The organism is Stutzerimonas azotifigens DSM 17556, from assembly GCF_000425625.1.
GTDB classification, from domain to species: domain Bacteria; phylum Pseudomonadota; class Gammaproteobacteria; order Pseudomonadales; family Pseudomonadaceae; genus Stutzerimonas; species Stutzerimonas azotifigens.
On the sequence record NZ_KE384411.1, the window covers coordinates 26,805 to 45,859 of the forward strand.

The 19,055-nt window shown below is 61.3% G+C and carries 17 protein-coding genes; 10 read left to right on the forward strand and 7 right to left on the reverse strand.

Features of this window, described 5'->3' with window-relative positions; genetic code table 11:
• Positions 1 to 17: 17 nt before the first annotated feature.
• The 3 genes from H610_RS0114770 to H610_RS0114780 are packed head-to-tail and all read right to left on the reverse strand — an operon-like array spanning position 18 to position 3,953.
• Positions 18 to 830: a 2-keto-4-pentenoate hydratase gene (locus H610_RS0114770; RefSeq protein WP_051231775.1), complete on the reverse strand. Its 813-nt coding sequence runs from the start codon at positions 828 to 830 to the stop codon at positions 18 to 20.
• Between the two features lie 35 nt (positions 831 to 865).
• Complete coding sequence (locus tag H610_RS0114775) at positions 866 to 2,398, reverse strand: UxaA family hydrolase (RefSeq protein ID WP_028240394.1); 1,533 nt, start codon at positions 2,396 to 2,398, stop codon at positions 866 to 868.
• Between the two features lie 10 nt (positions 2,399 to 2,408).
• The gene (locus H610_RS0114780) at positions 2,409 to 3,953 is read right to left on the reverse strand and encodes a UxaA family hydrolase (protein WP_051231777.1); all 1,545 of its coding nucleotides are present in this window, start codon (positions 3,951 to 3,953) and stop codon (positions 2,409 to 2,411) included.
• A 604-nt stretch (positions 3,954 to 4,557) separates the two neighbouring features.
• Here H610_RS0114780 and H610_RS23965 point away from each other — a divergent pair.
• The 5 genes from H610_RS23965 to H610_RS0114805 all read left to right on the forward strand — a co-directional run bounded on the left by H610_RS23965 (position 4,558) and on the right by H610_RS0114805 (position 9,926).
• Positions 4,558 to 5,334 (forward strand): IclR family transcriptional regulator, encoded by a 777-nt coding sequence (locus tag H610_RS23965; protein ID WP_051231779.1) that lies wholly within the window; start codon positions 4,558 to 4,560, stop codon positions 5,332 to 5,334.
• 540 nt (positions 5,335 to 5,874) lie between these two features.
• The gene (locus H610_RS0114790; RefSeq protein WP_084166463.1) at positions 5,875 to 6,837 is read left to right on the forward strand and encodes a Bug family tripartite tricarboxylate transporter substrate binding protein; all 963 of its coding nucleotides are present in this window, start codon (positions 5,875 to 5,877) and stop codon (positions 6,835 to 6,837) included.
• Positions 6,834 to 7,295: a tripartite tricarboxylate transporter TctB family protein gene (locus tag H610_RS0114795; RefSeq protein WP_028240397.1), complete on the forward strand. Its 462-nt coding sequence runs from the start codon at positions 6,834 to 6,836 to the stop codon at positions 7,293 to 7,295. The genes H610_RS0114790 and H610_RS0114795 overlap by 4 nt, the downstream gene beginning before the upstream one ends.
• Before the next feature lie 9 nt (positions 7,296 to 7,304).
• Positions 7,305 to 8,822 carry a tripartite tricarboxylate transporter permease gene (locus H610_RS0114800; RefSeq protein ID WP_028240398.1) on the forward strand — a complete coding sequence of 506 codons (1,518 nt, stop codon included), beginning with the start codon at positions 7,305 to 7,307 and terminating at the stop codon, positions 8,820 to 8,822.
• A 42-nt stretch (positions 8,823 to 8,864) separates the two neighbouring features.
• Positions 8,865 to 9,926, forward strand: a complete 1,062-nt coding sequence (locus H610_RS0114805; protein WP_028240399.1) for an Ldh family oxidoreductase — start codon at positions 8,865 to 8,867, stop codon at positions 9,924 to 9,926.
• 412 nt (positions 9,927 to 10,338) lie between these two features.
• Here the strand turns inward: H610_RS0114805 and acuI are convergent, their stop codons facing one another.
• Together acuI and acuR are read right to left on the reverse strand one after the other, a co-directional pair.
• Positions 10,339 to 11,322: an acrylyl-CoA reductase (NADPH) gene (acuI, locus tag H610_RS0114810; protein ID WP_028240400.1), complete on the reverse strand. Its 984-nt coding sequence runs from the start codon at positions 11,320 to 11,322 to the stop codon at positions 10,339 to 10,341.
• Between the two features lie 46 nt (positions 11,323 to 11,368).
• Positions 11,369 to 12,001: an acrylate utilization transcriptional regulator AcuR gene (acuR, locus tag H610_RS0114815; protein ID WP_201768372.1), complete on the reverse strand. Its 633-nt coding sequence runs from the start codon at positions 11,999 to 12,001 to the stop codon at positions 11,369 to 11,371.
• A 166-nt stretch (positions 12,002 to 12,167) separates the two neighbouring features.
• On the opposite strand from acuR, the gene H610_RS0114820 reads away from it, so the two are divergent.
• The 4 genes from H610_RS0114820 to H610_RS0114835 all read left to right on the forward strand — a co-directional run bounded on the left by H610_RS0114820 (position 12,168) and on the right by H610_RS0114835 (position 16,343).
• Entirely contained in the window at positions 12,168 to 13,667 is a 1,500-nt protein-coding gene (locus H610_RS0114820; protein WP_028240402.1) for an aldehyde dehydrogenase family protein, read from the forward strand.
• A 59-nt stretch (positions 13,668 to 13,726) separates the two neighbouring features.
• The gene (locus H610_RS0114825; RefSeq protein ID WP_028240403.1) at positions 13,727 to 14,851 is read left to right on the forward strand and encodes an alkene reductase; all 1,125 of its coding nucleotides are present in this window, start codon (positions 13,727 to 13,729) and stop codon (positions 14,849 to 14,851) included.
• 65 nt (positions 14,852 to 14,916) lie between these two features.
• Positions 14,917 to 15,900: an LLM class oxidoreductase gene (locus H610_RS0114830; RefSeq protein WP_028240404.1), complete on the forward strand. Its 984-nt coding sequence runs from the start codon at positions 14,917 to 14,919 to the stop codon at positions 15,898 to 15,900.
• 137 nt (positions 15,901 to 16,037) lie between these two features.
• Positions 16,038 to 16,343 (forward strand): ArsR/SmtB family transcription factor, encoded by a 306-nt coding sequence (locus H610_RS0114835; RefSeq protein ID WP_028240405.1) that lies wholly within the window; start codon positions 16,038 to 16,040, stop codon positions 16,341 to 16,343.
• A 151-nt stretch (positions 16,344 to 16,494) separates the two neighbouring features.
• Here H610_RS0114835 and H610_RS23970 read toward each other — a convergent pair whose 3' ends face one another.
• Positions 16,495 to 17,439 (reverse strand): DMT family transporter, encoded by a 945-nt coding sequence (locus H610_RS23970; RefSeq protein ID WP_051231781.1) that lies wholly within the window; start codon positions 17,437 to 17,439, stop codon positions 16,495 to 16,497.
• A gap of 378 nt (positions 17,440 to 17,817) precedes the next feature.
• On the opposite strand from H610_RS23970, the gene H610_RS25520 reads away from it, so the two are divergent.
• Positions 17,818 to 18,051, forward strand: a complete 234-nt coding sequence (locus H610_RS25520) for a hypothetical protein (protein WP_152529106.1) — start codon at positions 17,818 to 17,820, stop codon at positions 18,049 to 18,051.
• A 349-nt stretch (positions 18,052 to 18,400) separates the two neighbouring features.
• Here H610_RS25520 and H610_RS0114850 read toward each other — a convergent pair whose 3' ends face one another.
• Entirely contained in the window at positions 18,401 to 18,925 is a 525-nt protein-coding gene (locus H610_RS0114850) for a DUF3087 family protein (protein WP_028240406.1), read from the reverse strand.
• Positions 18,926 to 19,055 lie beyond the last annotated feature (130 nt).

A 19,055-nucleotide genomic window follows, 5' to 3' on the forward strand; every position in this document is an offset into this window, starting at 1 on the left:
AACAGGCTCCTGCTGAGTCAGTGGGCGGAGAAATGGCAGCGAGCCGAACCAAGGCCGGATATGCGGACCTCTGCCCGCTGGCCTGGTGCGATCGGCAACATCGGCCCCAGCGCACCGGACAGAATCACCTGCCCCGCGCGTAACGCACGGCCTCGCCTCACAGCTTGGCCCGCGAGCCAACGCAGTGCGTTGAGTGGGTTACCGAGGCAAGCCAGGCCCGCGCCATAGGCAGCGGGCGTGCCATCGATTTCAAGGGTCATGCCGCAGAGACGCAGGTCGACGTTGGCCAGCCGCGCGGGCTGTGCACCCAGCACGTAAAGTCCAGCCGCGGCGTTGTCGGCGGTGGCATCGACACCCAGTACGTCCCAGCCCTCGATACGGCTGTCCACAATCTCGAGCGCCGGCAGCAGAAAGTCCACCGCACGGATGACCTCGGCCAAAGTTGGGGCCTCCTCGGTCAGATCCCTCCCGAGCACGAAGGCAACCTCGCCTTCGACGCGTGGCGCGATGACCTTCGAAGCCGGGATTTCACCCTCGTCGGCGATCTCCATGTCGGCAAATAAAGCGCCGGCATTGGGCTGGTCCATGCCGAAGCGGTGTTGTGCGGCACGTGCGGTCAGCCCGATCTTCCAGCCAACCAGGCGGCGGCCGTCACCCAGCCAGCGGGCAATGTTGCAGTCCTGCACGGCGTAGGCGCCGGCCAAGTCGTGGGCGGACAGGAGCTGGCGCGGCGGCTGGCATGGCCGCTGCGCTGCAGCGGCTTCGTACAGCGCCTGTGCAGCGGACTCGATAGCTACCTGACTGCTGGAGGGGCGATCAATAATGGACATTGCGGGCTCCGAATAGGAATTAAGCGACAGCAACTTCAATCCACCACGCCTATGGGCCACGGCACGAATTCATTGACGCCGACGCCCAGGGACTCGCTCTTGGTCGGTCTCCCCGACGCGTAGTGGAGCAATTGTTCGAAAATCTGCTGCCCCAATTCCTGCAGTGTTGCCTCGCCATCGATGATTACGCCGCAATTGATATCCATGTCCGCTTCCATCCGCCGATACATGGGGGTGTTGCTGGCGAGCTTGATGGTTGGTGCGGGAACCGAACCGAAACATGAGCCACGCCCTGTCGTAAACATCACCATGTTGGCGCCGCCGGCGATCTGCCCGGTAGCAGAGACGGGGTCATAGCCGGGGGTATCCATGAAGACCAGCCCCCTCGCGGTCACCTCCTCGGCATACTCGTAAACCTCCATGAGCGGCGCGTTGCCGCCTTTCTTCGCACCACCAAGGCTTTTTTCCAGCACATTGGCGAGACCTCCGGCATTGTTACCTGGGCTAACTCGTCCGTTGATCTGGGTGTCTCGCCCGCGGTTGTACTCCAGCCACCAGTTCATTCGTGCAACCAATTTGCGGCCAACTTCCGGGGTCACCGCCCGCGCGGTGAGCAGGTGCTCGACGCCATAGATTTCGGGTGTTTCGGAAAGAATCGCGGTTCCGCCATGGCGGATCAGAATTTCCATGGCTGCCCCCAGTGCGGGGTTGGCGGAGAGGCCGGAAAAGCCGTCCGATCCGCCGCACTGCATCCCTATGATCAAGTGCTCGGCGGAAACGGGCTGGCGACTCACAGCATTGGCCTGCTCCAACATGGACTCAATGCAAGCAATACCCTTCTTGATTGCTGCCAGCGTGCCGCCGGCCTCGTCGATACGCAGGGTTTGCACTTGATGCCCGGAATGCAGGCGTTGCTGCTGCAGGAAGGTTTCCAGCGCGTTGCGCTCGTCGCCGGCCGCGATGATCAGCGAGGCCGCGGTGTTCGGATGACGAATGTAGCCGCCCAAGGTGCGTCTCAATACCTCAAGCGGCTCGCCACTGGCTTCTATGCCGGCGCCCTGCTCATGAACGTACGGCACCACGCCATCGAGGTGCGTAAAGGCGTCTAGCCGGGCGGAGTCGAAGTGACGGGCGATCTTCCGCGCAACCGTGGCGGCGCGATGGCTAACCGCGAAAATTCCTATGTAGTTGCGAGTAGCCACGCGCCCGTCCGCCCGCAGGATTCCCTGAAAGGTTGCACGCTGCCCCGCAGGCACGAGTTCGGTCGGCTGGTAGTCGAGCCCGTAGCGATAGTCTTTGACCAGGTCCCCGAAATTGATGTTATGGCTGTGCATCCAGGTGCCTGGCACCAAGTCCTGTGCGGCGAAACCGATGATCGTGTTGTACTTGAGTACGGCCTCGCCCTTTGCGATGAAACGTGCGGCGATTTTGTGCCCGGCCGGTACCGGCTGCTGGGTTGTCAACCCTTCGCTTTCCACCCGCGTGCCTGCGGGTATCTCGGCACGCGCCACGACTACGTTGTCACGAGGGTCAAGGCGAATGAACGGGTTCTTCAGAGGGGTATTCATGAGAGCTCCTTTAGGCCAGCACGCCGATGGGCCATGGGGCGAATTCTTCGTCGCCGACACCGAGCAGTTCACCTCGCGTCTTTTCGCCAGATGCGATACGCAGCCAGTGCTCGAAGATCGCCCGCCCCATTTCGGCGGCCGTTCGCTCTCCCCTTGCGATGGAACCGCAATCCATGTCCATGTCGTCCTGCAGACGCAGGAAGGTCGCAGTGTTGCTGCTGAGTTTCACTGTCGGCGCCAGCGGCGCGCTGAAACAACTGCCGGCACCGCTGGCAAGGCAGACCAGGTTGACTCCCGCGGCCACCTGGCCGGTGGCGGACACCGCCTCATAACTTGGCGCATCCATGAACACCAGGCCCTTGGTGGGGATAGGGCCGGCATACGGAACGGCCGCGCGGATTGGACTGTTTCCGGCCATCCGCAAAGTGGCGACAGACTTGTCCCGGCCGTTGCTGAGCCCGCGCTGCGCATCATCCTGCTCACCGCTACGCGCAATCTGGGTATCGCGTCCATGATGATAGCGGCGCCACCAATCGCGCCGTTCCTGGAGCGCCGCGCGGACGTCCTCGCTCACGGCCCGCGCTCTGAACTCCGCCCCCAGACGGACCAATGCCGTGGAGTCGGAAAGCACCGCGGTACCACCATGGCTAACCAGCAAATCCACGGCTTCACCAAGCGCCGCATTGGCGGTCGCCGCGCTCAAGCCATCCGGAAGTACCGACTGCAGCCCAATGGCGAGATGGTCGATCGAGACGGATTCACGTCTAGCCGCATTCGCGACAGGTAACATTTGCTGCACTGCGGCGATACCGGCGTCAATCGCCGCCCTGGTACCACCGACCTCTTGCAGGACGACAGTCTTTAGCGTATCGCCGGGGACCAATCCCTCCTGCTCCAGGAAGCCGTATAGATTGTTGCGCTCGCAGCCAAGAGCGATCACGACTGAGGCAGCGACATTCGGATGACGGATGCACCCACTCAGCGTTCGACGCAAAAGATCCATGGGCTCGCCGGTCATTTCCATGCCGCAGCCAAATTCATGAGTCATCGGCACGACACCGTCGACATGCGGGTAATCGGCAAGCCGGACCTCATCGAACCACTGCGCGACCTGCCGCGCGGCCGTTGCAGCGCAGTTCCCCGCGACTAGCACAGCGATGTAGTTACGAGTGCCTACGCGGCCGTCAGCCCTCCGGAAACCACGGAAAGTGGCGTCCACGGTATCGATCGACTTCGTTTGAGCTGATGTTGCAACAGGTAGCTCATCGACAATGGCAGGGGTGATGTTATGGCTGTGCAGCCAGCTGCCCGCCGCCACGTCAGCGGCGGCACAGCCTATGACTACGTTCGACTTGATGATCGCCTCACCGGCAACGAGCGTGCGCAGACTGACCTTGTGGCCTGCAGGAACGAGCTCCGTGGTGCACACGCCCCGACAGATATCCATACCAGGCGCCAGATCGCACAGAGCGATAGCGACGTTATCGGTGGGCTCCAGCTGACAGATCGACCGAGGAGCGAAGTCACTGGAGCTGTCTTGAAAGGGTTCAGGCATGTCGGCCTCCGTCACTGCGGACCATTGTTATTGTTACAATCATCAAGCTGCACGACGTTCAATATATTGCATTCAAAAGCACGAATCTACCCATTAAAACGGCCATATTTTTCTGTTTTGTTCACCATACTGAACAATGAATCATGAATACGTGCGGACTGCCACACAGCGGAAGGCAAGGAGCGATGGCCTGAAGAGCACTTGAAGAGGCCCTTGCCAGCCCTTCCAGCACGCTGGCGGCCGGTACGATTAGCATCATTGCGGGGTCACGCTCCGTTCCCATTCGCCCAGCCAAGCGAGGAATGAAGCCTTTCCAGTCAATGCTGAAAAGCCTTGAGCAAGCCATCGCAACACCACGGGGCGATCGCAAACGGATCAAGACCGACCTCCCCTGCACTCCCGCAGCACGCGCCTGGACGGTGCAGAACAGGGGATCCGGCGCTTGTCGAAGGCCAGCAACTGGCGAAAGGAAAGCCTCGAGCGAGGCCCAGCATAATAACCAGGAGTCAGCATACTGAATAACAGTTCACTGATTTTCCCTCATCGGCTACCTGGAAACACTGCCCCACATATAGAATCGACGGCTCAGTGAAAGGGTAACGACATGGAAACCAACAAAAGACGCATCCTTGCGCCGGCCGTGGAACGCTCCATCCGCCTGCTGGCATTGCTTGAAGCCACGCCGCAACACCGTTTCAGCCTGACAGAGATTTCACGCGCGCTCGACATACCCAAGTCCACCGCCTTGAATCTCTGCAGCGAACTGCTCGAAGGCCAACTGATACGCCGCTCTTCTGACGGTTATCAGCTTGGCCGTCGGCTGGTTCAGCTCGGCTCGGCCTACGTGTCTAGCGTCGATCTGGTTCGAGAGTTCTACAATGCCTGCCAGTTCATGCCGCCCGAATTGAATGCCATGGTGCAGTTAGCGGTGCTGGACGAAGAGCTGAACGCTGTGTATCTCGCCCGCCAAGATTGCAACAGCGGGCTACGCCTGGGGCTGCGCGCCGAAATCGGACGGCGTGTGCCTGCAAACTGCACGGGCATTGGTAAGGCCCTTCTCGCCGCGCTACCTTCGCACGAACTTGAAAAGCGTCTGACCGGCATCCGCACGCTGCCAACGCTTACCGAGCGTTCGATCTCCAACCCAGACCAATTGCGCGACCGCCTGCACCAGATACGCAGGGACAGGTTCGCGATCGATGATGAGGAAGTACTGCCCGGCGTAAGCTGCGTAGCCATGGCAGTGCAAACCGCCTCCCGGGAGGACGGCGTTATCGCCATAAGCGTGACAGCGCAAAAAGAAGGACAAAGCCAAGAGCGAATCGAGGAGCACAAGAACGCGCTGTTTCAGGTCGTAGAGAGACTTGCCCAACAGATATAGCCGCAACATAACTTCCTTTTCATCATCCAACGGCGGTCTCTCTGCTGCTTCAAGAAGCCCGCGCGCGAGCACGCCGCGCAACATGGCCATTGCTGCCGCTCGCCTCTGCGATCCCCCCTCCGACACCCTGAGCACGGCCTGCGGGGCATGCCGGGACACGCTCCGCTCAATTCATCATACTGAACAGAGTTCAATATGGTTGACCTGATGGGGAACTGCTGTCTAAGATCAGGCCAAGCACAGGGCAAGGCGGAAACGCTTGCCTGAACGCGAATAAAGATAAGAACAATGGAGCCATCCGCCATGGCATATGCGATTCCGTCTGGCCTTCACCTCAGTGAGCCATCTGCGAACCGAACACCGAAGCTCCGGGTTGCGCCACCTGCGCACCACTGGCGGCATCCGTCCGCCATCTTCACGCTTCGCAACGTTCTGCATTCTTCCCTCACTCCATCGGTACGACCTTTCGTTTAACGAGCGCCACAGCCGCGACCGAGCCGTGATGGATTTGGTCGCCCGCCTCACGGAGATAACAACAAGATGCTACGCCAACTGTGCTACAACCTGACCCTCGCCGCCGCATGCCTCGCCTCTGCGACTATCGCAACTGGCGTCAGTGCAGAGGATAAGTGGCCCACCCGCGAAGTGCGTGTCTATGTCCCTGGATCGCCCGGTGGGCCAACCGATCTGATCGCCCGCACATTTCAGCCATTCTTGGAAAAAGAAGTTGGCGTGCCCGTAATAGTGGTCAATCAGGGCGGCGGTGGCGGCATCGTCGCTTCAAATACGGTGCTGGCAGCCAAAGGCGATGGCGGCACGCTGATGATCACCCACGCCCTACTCCATTCGGCAAAAGTGTTCGGCCTAACCGAAATCACCTACAAGGACTTCGCAGCCATTGGCACCATCAGCGAAGCAGACAACGTGCTGGTAGCGCGGGCCGATGCGCCATACAACACCTTGCAGGAGCTGCATGATTATGCGGAGGCCAATCCCGGCAAGGTAGTAATCGCCAGCTTCTTCGGAGGCATGGGGCAGACCATGAGCGATGCCTTGGAAACATGGTCTGGCGATACGCTACGCAGCGTCGACATCGGTACCGATTCAGACAAACTGACCTCGGTGCTTGGCCAGCAGACGGACCTCGCACTTCTTGCCAAGAACACGGCACAGCAGTATGTCGATGCCGGCCAGCTCAAGGTGCTGGCATTGCTTAACGAGCGCCCGGATCCACAGCATCCGGACTGGCCACTGCCAAAGTCCGCCAATCTCGACCTGGCCGTGCCTCTGGTCTATACGCTTTACGCCCCCGCCTCGATGCCCGATGCCCTGCAGCAACGCCTCGGAGAAACGCTGAAGAAGATTGTCGAGAGCGACGACTTCGCCAAAGCAACCGCACGCATCGATCAGCTCCCGGTATATAGGGATGCCGAAGCCACTAAGACGCATCTTGAGCGTGAGTTCAATTTCTTCCAGAAAACCATCAAGAGTTCCGGCAAATGATCGGCAAGCTCAATGCGGACCGCTGCTTTGGTCTGTTGTTCGTGGTTGTCGGATTGGCGCTCGCGCTGTATGGCTGGAACCTGCCAACGGCCAACCGGCTGGGGGATGTCGGCTCGGGATTCCTGCCGACGATCCTGGGCGCGATGATCGCACTGCTTGGCGCAGTGCTGGTCATCGCGCCACGCTCGGAAGAATGCCTAGCAATCGGTAAAGGACGGCTTGGAACGGCGCTGGGCTTTATCGCTGCCGGAGTGGCCCATGCCGCACTGTTCGTATGGTTCGGCTTTTCCTTCCCTACTTTCGCCTTCCTCGCAGTGACGATGTTCATGCTCAGCGACCACTCGCTACGCGCTCTTGCCCTCTCGCTGGTCGTCGCCGCGCTTTTCACCGGTCTATTGGGTTGGTTGCTGTATGGCGTGCTGCGCGTTCCCCTCGCGCATGTCTGGTTCTTTGGTTAGGAGCGCAACATGTTCGAGACAATCTTCGCGAGTATCAGCAGCCTGCTGGCGACTCCCTCGCAGCTAGGCCTGCTTTGCATCGGTGCTTTGATTGGCCTGTTCGTTGGGACCCTACCCGGGCTCAATGCCACCTTAGCCATTGCCGTACTGCTACCGATCACCTTCAAACTAGAGCCGGGTACGGCGATTGGCTTCCTCACAACCATTTACATCGGAGCCATTTGTGGAGGCCTGTACGGCGCAGCGCTTATGCGCATACCTGGCAACGCTTCCTCCATCGCGACCACACTCGACGGGTATCCACTTGTGCAAAAGGGCTTTCCGCTAAAGGCCTTGGGTACCGGTGTATTGGCGAACTTCTGCGGGGGCCTGCTGGGTCTTCTGTTCTTGGTTTCCTGCGCGCCGTTGATTGCCGGCTTCGGCCTGAAGATGGGGCCGTATGAATTCGTCGTTCTGATTTTGATCGCGCTGTTGTTAGTTATTCTCCTGTCGCAGGGTGCGATGGTGAAGGGGCTGCTCATGGCGTGCCTGGGCATGTCGCTAAGCCTGGTAGGCATCGCCCCTATCGACGGAGTGATGCGGTTGACCTTCGGTAATACCGATTTGATCAGCGGCCTCGCCATCGTGCCAGTAATGGTGGGGCTGTTTGCCGTGGCGCAGATGGTTCGAGAAGTGCACCGAGGGGATACCGAGGTCAAGCTCGATTTCAATCTGAAAGGGTTCGGTGTCACCCTATCGGAGGTGACCGGCAACCTGATCAATATACTGCGCTCCTCGTTCCTTGGTGTTTTCGTCGGCATCCTACCCGGGCTCGGCCCAGCTGCCGCCGGAATGCTTTCTTGGGCGGTTGCCAAGCAGTCTTCGAAGACACCCGAGGAGTTCGGCACTGGTACCGTTAAAGGCGTGTGGGCCGCCGAGTCGGCCAACAATGCCGCGGCAGGCGGCGCGCTTTTTCCGCTGCTGACCTTGGGGATTCCTGGGGACACCGTGACAGCGTTGCTGATCGCCGGTTTCATGATTCACGGCCTGCAACCGGGGCCGCTGTTGTTTGTGTCACGTCCGGACGTCATCGCGGACATCTATGTCGCCTTCCTGTTCGCTGTCGTAGCCATCTTCCTGTTCCAGCTAGCGACCATTCGGGTCGTACCGCGTCTACTGCTGACACCAAAGCATTTTCTCCTGCCGATGATGCTGGTGCTCACGGTAGTAGGTGCCTACAGCGCGGAGAATCGTACCTTCGACGTATGGCTGATGTTCGCCTTCGGCGCGCTGGGACTGATATTGGAACGCTTTGGCTTCTCGCTCGCGATCCTTATTCTCGGCTTTATTCTGGGACCGATTTTCGAGGTTAACCTGCGAAGAGCGTTAACCTTTGGCCAAGGGGATCTCACTCCCTTCGTCACCCGCCCCATCTCCGGCACCTTCATTGCAGTCACCGTAGTAGCCGTCGCCGGCATCCTCTTGCAGCGCTACCTGAAACAGCGCAACAGGGCAAAAGAACGCCGACTCGCTGATTCGAACTCCTGACATGGCGGCTACCCCATCATTCGCATACCGCTTGGGGCACATATGGTAGAGCTACAGCGTTTCCCGCTGGACGAACTAAAAACGCTGGCGATGGACCTCTTCGTGGCGAACGGCTTCGAAGCAGAAAAGGCCCAGGCGATGACCGACGTGTTGCTGGAGGCGGATCTGATTGGGCACTCGACTCATGGCCTGGCTCTCCTGCCTCGCTACCTGGACGCGGGTCGCCGAGGGGAGATGCTTCGTGCGGGAAACTACGAGGTCTGCTCAGATCGTGGCGCATGCTTGGTCTGGAATGGGCGGCGCCTGCCGGGTACCTGGCTGGTCAGTCGAGGCCTGGACGTGCTGCTGCCCAGAGCCCGGCAATTCGGCCAGGCAACACTGTTGATTGCCGAAAGCCACCACATCGGGGCCCTGGCCGCCTACTTGCGCCGGGCAACCGAGCAGGGCCTGATACTTTTGATCAGTTGCTCGACTGCATCCGTCTCGGTCGTTGCTCCCTTTGGAGGCCGACAACGGCTATTTACACCAAACCCCTTGGCCGCAGGCTTCCCGACGCGGCAAAACCCGATCATGCTGGACATCAGCGCCTCGATCACAACGCTCAATCGTGCCCAACAGTTGGCCGCCGCTGGCGAACGTTACCCACACCCCTGGCTATTGACTGTGGAAGGCATACCCACAGATGACCCGACCGCGCTGGCTGAGGGCGGATCATTGTTGCCGATTGGCGGAATTGACCATGGGCACAAGGGATACAACCTGGCACTACTGACTGAGGCCTTGACCCAGGGGCTTTCCGGGGTGGGGCGTGCTGATCACCCCGGCGGCACCTGCACGCAGGTCATGCTACAGGCCTGGGATCCGGAGGCGTTTGCTGGATTGGATGCCCTGACTCGACAGACCGACTGGCTGGTTAATGCTTGCCGTACGAATCCGCCGCGCCCTGGCGTAAGCGCTGTCCGAGTGCCAGGTGACCGTGCCGAAAGTCACCGCAAACAATGCATAGAGGACGGTGTTCCGCTAAGCGTCTCGACCATCGAGCGCTTACACCGCGAAATAGAACACATTGGCCTCACCATGCCTTCGATCTTTTCCAGCAATTAGCTGTTGAACGATCCAACGGTGGCTGCCTGCTCCTGTGGCCAGCATCCGTGCCTGGGCAGGACCAGAAACCGAGCCATTCGCCGGGCCGCCCTCACCTTTCTGACGACCGTATCGACCATGCTCGCGCTGCCCATCTGGGAAACCGAATCCGGTGGCTTCCCATGGCTGAATGCGCTTGGCTCCTTCCCTGATCAAGGACGTCGCACTGCTGGGCGCAAGCCTGGTGGTGCTCGTGGAAGGTCCGGACGCCTGCGTGGCAATGCCGGGCAAACCCGGGGCGAGGGAAACTGAGCGTGCACGAGCGAGGGGCGCTCGCTCCGCCCGGGCGGCTACAGCCGCCCGAACTTCTGTGGGTACTACTGCGCCGGCGCAGGTGATAGCGTCATTACGCCCCGAATGCCATGGGATAACTTCAGCGGTTCACGTCCACGACCAGACGTCCCCTCACCTTCCCCTGCAGTAGATCATCCGCCGCCTGGATGCTCTGCGTCAGAGCGATTTCCTGGGTGATCCTGGTCAATTTCTCCAGATCCAGCTCGGTGCACAGGCGGCTCCAGGCCTCGACCCGCCGGAGATAAGGCTGGGTGACGCTGTTGATGCCCAGCAGACTCACGCCCCGCAGGATGAAGGGCGCCACGGTTGCCGGCAGGTCCATGCCCTGAGCCAGGCCACACGCGGCGACCGCCCCTTCCGCCCGGGTGCCGGCGCAGACATTGGCCAGGGTATGGCTGCCAACGGAATCGATCGCCGCCGCCCAGCGCTCCTTCCCGAGGGGGCGCCCGGGCTCCGAGAGCTCGGACCGGTGGATGATCGTTTCCGCGCCCAGTTTCTCGAGGTAGTCGGCCTCCTCGGGCCTGCCTGTCGCGGCGATGACCGAATAGCCGTTGTGTGCCAGAAGCGCGATCGCGAAACTCCCCACCCCACCGTTGGCGCCCGTGACCAGAACCCTGCCCTGATCCGGCCGAACACCATGGCGTTCCAACGCCATCAGGCACAGCATCGAGGTATAGCCCGCGGTGCCGATGGCCATGGCCTGCCGTTCGGTCATGCCCAGGGGCAGCGGAATCAGCCAGTCGCCTTTGACCCTGGCTTTCTGCGCCAAGCCTCCCCAGTGGGTTTCGCCCACGCCCCATCCGTTGAGCAACACCTTGTCTCCAGGCTGGTATCGGGGATGGGTGCTCGTCTCCACCGTGCCGGCCAAATCGATCCCAGGCACCATCGGGAACTGGCGCACCACCGGGCCTTTGCCGGTAATGGCCAGCCCATCCTTGAAATTCAGCGTGCTGTAGGACACCCGCACGGTGACATCACCTTCGGGCAATTGCTCGTCATTCAGCTCGGTCAGCCGGGCCTGATACGCCGAAGCGTCCTTCTCGATCACGATTGCCTTGAACACATTCACCTCCTTTTAGACCGGTCGTCTATAAACAGATAAAAACGAATCACCGCGCGATGCCGTTCAAAAACCCCTGGAGGAAGACATCCAGGGGATGGATCTCCTGGACCAGCCTGGCACGTAGCACAGCGCCTTCCCAGCCGATCCAGAAATAAGCCGCGAGGGCGTCGCAGTCGGCATCGGGAGCGACCTCGCCCACTTCGACTGCCTCGTCCAGACAACGGGCAAGGCGTTGCTGCCAATCCAGCAGGACCTGCTCCAGCTGCCAGCGGAAACTGTCCGGCAGGACCACGACCTCCTGCCCCAGGTTGCCGACCAGGCAACCGCGCCGGAACTGGTGCCGAGCCATGCCGGCCTTGGCGTCTTCGACGAAGTTCCTCAGTCGTTTCAGCGGGGCTTCGTCCCGGTCCAGCAGCCAGCGGTCGAGCTTGCGCGCGAAGTAGGCGGCATAGCGCTCGAGGACCTGTTGGCCGAAGGCCTCCTTGCTGTCGAAGTAGTGATAGAACGACCCCTTGGGCACCTGGACGCGTTTGAGCACGGTGTCGATACCGGTGGCAACGAAACCTTGCTCGGTGAGTATTTCCATCCCGGCACGCAGCAGGGCCTCGCGCGTGTCGCCGTGCTCTCGATTGATCCTGGGAGGTCGACCCCTGCGGGCCGAAGGTTTGGCGGTGTTCATCGCTTCAATTTAGACCGATCGTCTATAAAGTCAAGCCGGCGCTTCCCCGGGTGCGGGACCGTGGCGCATACACATGAGGTGACAAAACGGAAACTGGATATTGACATACCTAAATATCGCAAATAGGCTTAATTCGAAACCCACCCTCGTACCTCAGGAGGTACTCATGCAAGCGTCCAGCGATATCCGCCCGAACCATGCTCCCGACAGCAGCTACGGCCTGTTCATCGACAACCAGTGGGTTGCAGGTGAAAGTGCGGAAACCCTCGCCATCCTCAATCCCGCCAATGGGAAAACTCTCACCAGCATCCCGAACGCCACGGCTTTCGATGTCGACCGTGCGGTAAGGGCCGCGCAACGTGCCTTCGAAACCTGGCGTAGCACCACCCCGATCGAACGCGCCAACGCGCTGCTGAAGATCGCCGACCTGCTGGAAGCCGACGCCGAACGGTTCTCCTATCTGGAAAGCCTCGACGTAGGCAAGCCTATCCGTGAAAGCAGCAGCGTCGATATCCCGCTGGCAATCGATCACTTTCGTTATTTCGCCGGCGTGATCCGCAGCCACTCCGACGAGGCGGTAATGCTGGACGAACAGACCCTCAGCATCGTGCTCAGCGAACCGCTGGGGGTGGTCGGCCAGGTGATCCCATGGAACTTCCCATTGCTGATGGCGGCCTGGAAAATCGCCCCGGCCATCGCAGCGGGCAATACCGTGGTCATCAAGCCGTCGGAGCTGACTCCGGTCAGCATCCTGGAGCTCGCGAAGATCTTCGCCCAGGTCCTGCCTGCCGGGGTCGTGAATATCGTCACCGGTACCGGCGCCTCGGCGGGCCAGGCGCTGCTGGATCATCCGGGCGTGCGCAAGCTTGCCTTCACCGGCTCGACAGGCGTCGGCCATCGGGTGGCCGACGCGGCGGCGAAGAAACTCATTCCGGCGACCCTCGAGCTGGGCGGCAAGTCGGCCAACATCGTGTTTCCCGATGCCAACTGGGACAAGGCCGTGGAAGGCGCGGCGCTCGCTATTCTCTGGAACCAGGGCCAGGTCTGCGAATCCGGCGCTCGGTTGTTCCTGCACGAGTCGATCTACGAGCGCTTCTTGGGTGAGCTCAAGCAGAAATTCGAAGCCGTGCGCGTCGGTGATCCGCAGCACCCCGAGACCATGATGGGCGCCCAGGTCAGCAAGACCCAGATGGAGCGCATCCTTGGCTACATCGATATCGCCAGACAGGAAGGTGCCACGGTGCTGCTCGGCGGTGGCCGTCTGACAGGGCCGGGCTACGACGACGGTTTCTTCATCCAGCCGACCATCCTGGTAGACGTGCGCAACGACATGCGCGTGGCCTACGAAGAGATCTTCGGCCCCGTCCTGTGCGTGATTCCGTTCAAGGATGAAGCGGACGTCATCGCCATGGCCAACGACTCGGAATACGGCCTGGCGGGCGCGGTCTGGACCCAGGACATCAACCGCGCGCTGCGCGTGTCACGGGCCGTGGAAACCGGGCGGATGTGGGTCAACACCTACCACGAGATCCCGGCGCACGCCCCCTTCGGCGGCTACAAGAAATCCGGCCTGGGACGCGAAACCCACAAGTCGATCCTGGAAGCCTACACCCAGAAGAAGAACGTCTACGTCAGCCTCAATGAAGCCCCGCTCGGCTTGTTCTGATTACAGATTCGTCGATTTGACTTTTTACATCTAAAATTCTAGATATGCAGGTAAAACAAATGAAACAATCCGCGCTGTTCAAGCCCGCCCAATTGGGCCCCTACACCTTAAAGAATCGTATCGTCCTGCCGCCGCTGACCCGTTCGCGCAGCTCCCAGCCGGGCAATATTCCGAACGATCTGATGGCCACCTATTACCGCCAGCGCACCGGTGCCGGATTCATGGTGACCGAAGGCACCCAGATCGAGCCGCGCGGCCAGGGCTATGCCTGGACCCCCGGCATCCATAGCGCCGAGCAGATCGAGGGCTGGCGCAAGGTCACCAATGCCGTGCATGCCGAAGGAGGCGTGATCTTCGCTCAGCTCTGGCATGTCGGCCGCGTGTCGCACACCTCCCTGCAGCCCGGTGGTGAAGCGCCGGTTGCGCCCTCGGCCATTCGGGCGGACAGCGTCAAGGTGTTCATCGAGACCGGCCCCGGCACCGGTGCGCTGGCCGAGCCTTCACTCCCACGAGCGCTGACGACTGCGGAAGTGAAGGAGCTTGTCCAGCTCTATGCCCAGGCCGCCCGCAATGCCCTGGAGGCGGGCTTCGACGGAGTGGAGTTGCACTGCGCGAACGGCTACCTGGTGAACCAGTTCATTTCCGCCCACACCAATCGGCGTGACGATGAATACGGCGGTTCGCTGCACAACCGCCTGCGCTTCCTGCGCGAAATCACCGAGGCGGTTGCCGCCGTGGTGGGCAAGGAGCGCATGGGCGTGCGCTTCGCCCCGCTGTTCGCCACCACCGATGAAGATCGCGTCTACCTGGGGCTGGTCGAGGAAGACCCTCACCGGACCTATATCGAGGCGGTGAAGGTGCTGGAGGACGTGGGCATTGCCTACCTGTCGCTCGCCGAAGCCGACTGGGAGAACGCCCCAGAGCTGCCCGAGACCTTCCGCGAGGATGTCCGCAAGACCTTCAGCGGCAAGATCCTCTACGCCGGCAAGTACACCGCGGAGCGTGGCAATCGGATGATCCAGGCCGGCTGGGGCGATCTGATCGCGTTTGGTCGCCCCTTCATTGCCAACCCTGACCTGCCCGAGCGGATCGCCAATGGCTGGCCGCTCAATCCGGTCGACCCGACCAGCATGTATGGCGGTACCGACAAGGGCTACACCGACTATCCAACCTATCGCCCCTAAGCGATCGATCCCGCGCCCTGCAGTTCCAGGGCGCGGCTCGCCTTCACTGACCGAGGAAGATGAGCATGTATCAACCGAGCACGATTTCTCACCACGAGCATCGAGCATTCAGGCGGACCTTCAAGCAAGGTCATCTGAGCCTGGGATTGTTCTTCCCCCTGGAGGCGTTCGAAGGGGATACGCCGAGCATGCTCGATCAGGTGCCATTGGCCCGGCGCGCAGAGGAACTCGGGTTTTCCGCACTCTGGTTTCGCGACGTCCCACTCCGGGATCCGGGCTTCGGCGACGTCGGCCAGGTCTTCGACCCTTGGGTGTACCTGGGCCATATGGCCGCTCATACGACGAACATCGCGCTGGGCACCGCCTCCATCGCCCTTCCCTTGCACCATCCCTTGCATACGGCCAAGGCGGCGGCGAGCGTCGATCAGCTGAGCAAAGGCCGCTTGCTCCTCGGGGTGGCTTCCGGTGATCGGCCGGTGGAATTTCCCGCCTTCAACGTCGACCCGGAAAAGCGCGGCGAGATCTTTCGTGAGCACTGCGAGGTGATACGCCAGGTCCATCACAGCCACTTCGAACCGATTCGCTGGAGTGGTGGTGAATTACTGGGGGCCGACCTCATACCCAAGCCCACGACCCGAGAAATCCCGTTGTTCGTGACCGGACACAGCCGCCAGTCGCTCGACTGGATCGCACGTGAAAGCCATGGCTGGATCAGCTATCCACGTCCGCCGAAAATTCAGCGATTGATCGTAGAGGATTGGAAGGAAGAGGTAATGAAACAATGCGGACCGGTTCACAAGCCGTTCATGCAGTCGCTCTACATCGACCTCGAGGCTCGCTCGTCCACACCGCCGTCCCCCATTCACCTGGGGTTCCGGCTGGGACGTGACCACCTCCGGGCCCTGCTGGAGACGCTTCAGGAAATCGGCGTGGACCACGTCATCCTTAACCTCAAGTACGGTAAACGACCCGCCGCCGAGGTTATCGAAGAACTCGGCCGGCATATCGTTCCGCATTTCGGCGCCCAGGCCCCGGACAGCCTGAGCTGAAGGAAAGGTTTTCAATCAGTGCCAATCTCGCGCCCTTGCGACAGCCGGACCACGAGAGGTCACTCCAGCGCCTTCCAATTTTCCATGCGAACGGGGAAGATATCGCCATATCGCGAAAAAGGGGTATCGCAAATTCCATGAGCATCGACGTCAACGAAGCCCTGAAGGCCCTGGCGAACCCGACGCGCCTCGCCATTCTCAACTGGCTCAAGGAGCCCAGGACGAGCTTCCCCGAGCAGGAGGTCGATCCGGAAACGGTCGGTGTGTGCGTCAGCATCATCCAGGAGCGCACGGGCCTTTCGCAGTCCACTACGTCGCTTTACCTCACGGCCCTGCAGCGCGCGCAACTGGTGACATCTCAGCGGATCGGTCCTTGGACCTACTACAAGCGCCACGACGAGAACATCAAGGCCTTCTTCAAAGCGCTGCAAGAAAAGATATAGGCCCCTCCGCAGGCGGGCCGTGGGGGCCCGCCAACCTGTTGATCACCCCCGCCACGACACCTGGACAAGCTGCTCGGCCGACTACCGCGCCTCGAATCCGGTGAAGGGTACGCTTCAAGCGACCAGTACTATCCGGCTGGTGCCGGACATCTCAGCCAGACGATCTGGTCGACGTCCTCGGCCCCCGCGACTCCAGGTATTGCTCGCCCAGCAAGACAACCAATCCGCTCAGCACGATGATGAGGGTGCCAATGCAGCTCCACAGATTTGGCAGCTCGGAAAAAAGCAGGTACCCCAGCAGGCTCGCGCCGACGATTTGCAGGTAAGTGAACGGTGCGACGAACGGCGCAGGGGCCACCTCGAAGGCACGCACCAGGCAGTAGTGCCCGCAACCACCGAGGATGCCCATGCTGACCAGCAAACCAACATGTACCAGGTTGTCCGGCGACTGCCAGAAGAATGGAAGCATCAGGCTCGTCAACACGAACCCGGCGGCGGCCATGTACGTGTTGGACGTTTCCGGCGTGTCGTGACTAGCGAGCTTGCGCGACAGGATCTGTGTAAGCGCTGAGGTGCAGGCGCTCAAGAGCACCAGTAACACGGCAGGATGGAAGGCATCGCCACCTGGCTGTATGACGAACAGCGCCCCGGCGAACCCACTGATCGCCGCGACTGTTTTCAGTAGGCCTACCGTCTCGCCCAGCATGAAGGGTGACAGTACCAGGACCACCATGGGCGCCGTGAAACTCACCGCTGCCGCGGTCCCCACCGGCACGTACTGGAGCGCGCAGAACATCAGGAAGGAGGTAAGGCAGAACAGCAACGACCGCACGATTTGCAACCAGGGGCGCCGAGAGCGAAACAGCGCCGCCCCTTTGCGCGGCGCGAATACCACCAACATGAACACCACATGGCCGAAGTAGCGGCACCAGAGCAACTGAATGACCGGGTAGAACAGGCCGAGGTATTTAACTTCCGCGTTCAGTAGCGGAATCAGAATCGCCGCCGCCAGCATGAACGCCACCGCCGTCACGAACGGGCTGCGCTTCGGCTCCACCCGCTCCTCGAGGACTTCATCTTCCCGTGCCGCCAACATCAGGCGCTCCCTTGATCAGCTTGTTGTTGTGTTGTTGTCAGCCATGTTCCGCATCGGACTACCAACGCAGGCTCACGTTCGAACGGATGTACATGGCCGACCGACCGAGGCGTATCGCAGCTTTTGTGCCACTTCAAGTCGCCCTATTCAGTTGCCACAGCTCAGCCGGACAACGTGCCCTTTGGCCAATGGGGTCACTGTCTGCAATCGGGCCGGTCTGGGTCACTGGCGAAAGGTGGCTTTGAGTCGAAAGGCGCCTCCCGATTCTCGATCTCTGCAATCGTCGCGTCCACCCAAACGACGCACGGCCAGCACAAAATCCGCACGGATCATCTCAAACACAAGAGCCACCCACGGCTCTCAACCGGAGGTGATCCCATGAGTATCGATCCGCTCGACCGTCCTCACGATCAGCAGCCCGTGCCAGGACAGGACCAGAACCCGAGCCATTCGCCGGAGCCTGATTTCGTCACCGATAACCCGGACGTTCAGGGTATCCCGGACAACGCTGGCGAGCCTGCCAGGCGACCGGGCACTGGGCCGGATGTGCAGGACCCCGGCACACCGGAGGCCGATCCGACCCAGCCGGGGCTCGGCAACCCGCTGCCCTGAGCGTCGAGCAAAAAGCCCGGGCTGCCGCTTGGTGCGTCACTTGGCCGAGGCGCCCCAGGAGCGCCGTGACTTTCGGGCAGACCTACAGGCCTGTATTCGCCGCGAGGCGCGCAATCCACAAGGATGTGGTGAATACCGCAAGCCGGTCGGGAACGGGCGCGGCCTCCCACGGGTTCGGTGGACACCCCCGCTTTTGTGGGAGGCCCGACCTCGGGGCGAGCTTGTCTGGGTGAGCAGCATTCCATGCCGCCGGGCCTTTAATGTCCAAGCGGCGTGAAATCGCTACTGCTCGAAGCCCAGCTGCCGGTAGTGCTGCATCATCAGGGTGTGCGCAAGCGGGCACTCCTCGCTACCCGATTCCCTTCACCGCCTCGATCCATACCGGATCGAGGTGCGTCTGCTCGGCGTCCATTCCCAGCTCCTCCATCAGCTCCCGGTGCGCGTCGATCTCCCGCACCATGCCGGCCAGTTCGGTGAGGTTGCCGTCGAGCTGGTGCATCTGGGTCACGCCCAGGTGGTAGAAGCGCAGGAGCTTGATGGCCTCGGGCTGGCGGGCGGCGACGCCGGCCTTGACGTGGTGCATGACGTTGGTGATGCGCATGAGGTTGCGCTTGAGCTGCCAGCCGTACGCCGCCGGGGCCATCCAGGCGGTGGACCAGAGTTTCAGGCGCACCAGGGCGACGGTGGCGGCCAGGCCGGCGAGCACGCCGAGCAGGTTCCAGCGGAAGTTGTTGCCGCCGGGGTCGCCGAACAGCTGCACGGCCAGGCTGGAGAGGAGCAGCGCCAGAACGAGGAAAATGGCGATCACGACGAAGGCGATGCGCCGGGTGTCCTGGCGGTAGCGCTCGGCGCTCATGGGGCGGATTTCGAACATGGGCTCTTCATGTGGGGTGAAATGTCGTATCGCAGCGCATGCCTGCGTGGCAGCGCTGCATTGTGCTTGAACATGCGCCGCAATGCTCTGCCATCCTCCGGCCCGCGGTACTGGCCGAAGCAACCGTCCT

Coding starts and splice junctions, on each gene's coding strand:
- H610_RS0114770 (WP_051231775.1), bottom strand. CDS start 830: ATGTCCATTATTGATCGCCCCTCCAGCAGTCAGGTAGCTATCGAGTCC.
- H610_RS0114775 (WP_028240394.1), bottom strand. CDS start 2,398: ATGAATACCCCTCTGAAGAACCCGTTCATTCGCCTTGACCCTCGTGAC.
- H610_RS0114780 (WP_051231777.1), bottom strand. CDS start 3,953: ATGCCTGAACCCTTTCAAGACAGCTCCAGTGACTTCGCTCCTCGGTCG.
- H610_RS23965 (WP_051231779.1), top strand. CDS start 4,558: ATGGAAACCAACAAAAGACGCATCCTTGCGCCGGCCGTGGAACGCTCC.
- H610_RS0114790 (WP_084166463.1), top strand. CDS start 5,875: ATGCTACGCCAACTGTGCTACAACCTGACCCTCGCCGCCGCATGCCTC.
- H610_RS0114795 (WP_028240397.1), top strand. CDS start 6,834: ATGATCGGCAAGCTCAATGCGGACCGCTGCTTTGGTCTGTTGTTCGTG.
- H610_RS0114800 (WP_028240398.1), top strand. CDS start 7,305: ATGTTCGAGACAATCTTCGCGAGTATCAGCAGCCTGCTGGCGACTCCC.
- H610_RS0114805 (WP_028240399.1), top strand. CDS start 8,865: ATGGTAGAGCTACAGCGTTTCCCGCTGGACGAACTAAAAACGCTGGCG.
- acuR (WP_201768372.1), bottom strand. CDS start 12,001: ATGAACACCGCCAAACCTTCGGCCCGCAGGGGTCGACCTCCCAGGATC.
- H610_RS0114820 (WP_028240402.1), top strand. CDS start 12,168: ATGCAAGCGTCCAGCGATATCCGCCCGAACCATGCTCCCGACAGCAGC.
- H610_RS0114825 (WP_028240403.1), top strand. CDS start 13,727: ATGAAACAATCCGCGCTGTTCAAGCCCGCCCAATTGGGCCCCTACACC.
- H610_RS0114830 (WP_028240404.1), top strand. CDS start 14,917: ATGTATCAACCGAGCACGATTTCTCACCACGAGCATCGAGCATTCAGG.
- H610_RS0114835 (WP_028240405.1), top strand. CDS start 16,038: ATGAGCATCGACGTCAACGAAGCCCTGAAGGCCCTGGCGAACCCGACG.
- H610_RS23970 (WP_051231781.1), bottom strand. CDS start 17,439: ATGTTGGCGGCACGGGAAGATGAAGTCCTCGAGGAGCGGGTGGAGCCG.
- H610_RS25520 (WP_152529106.1), top strand. CDS start 17,818: ATGAGTATCGATCCGCTCGACCGTCCTCACGATCAGCAGCCCGTGCCA.
- H610_RS0114850 (WP_028240406.1), bottom strand. CDS start 18,925: ATGTTCGAAATCCGCCCCATGAGCGCCGAGCGCTACCGCCAGGACACC.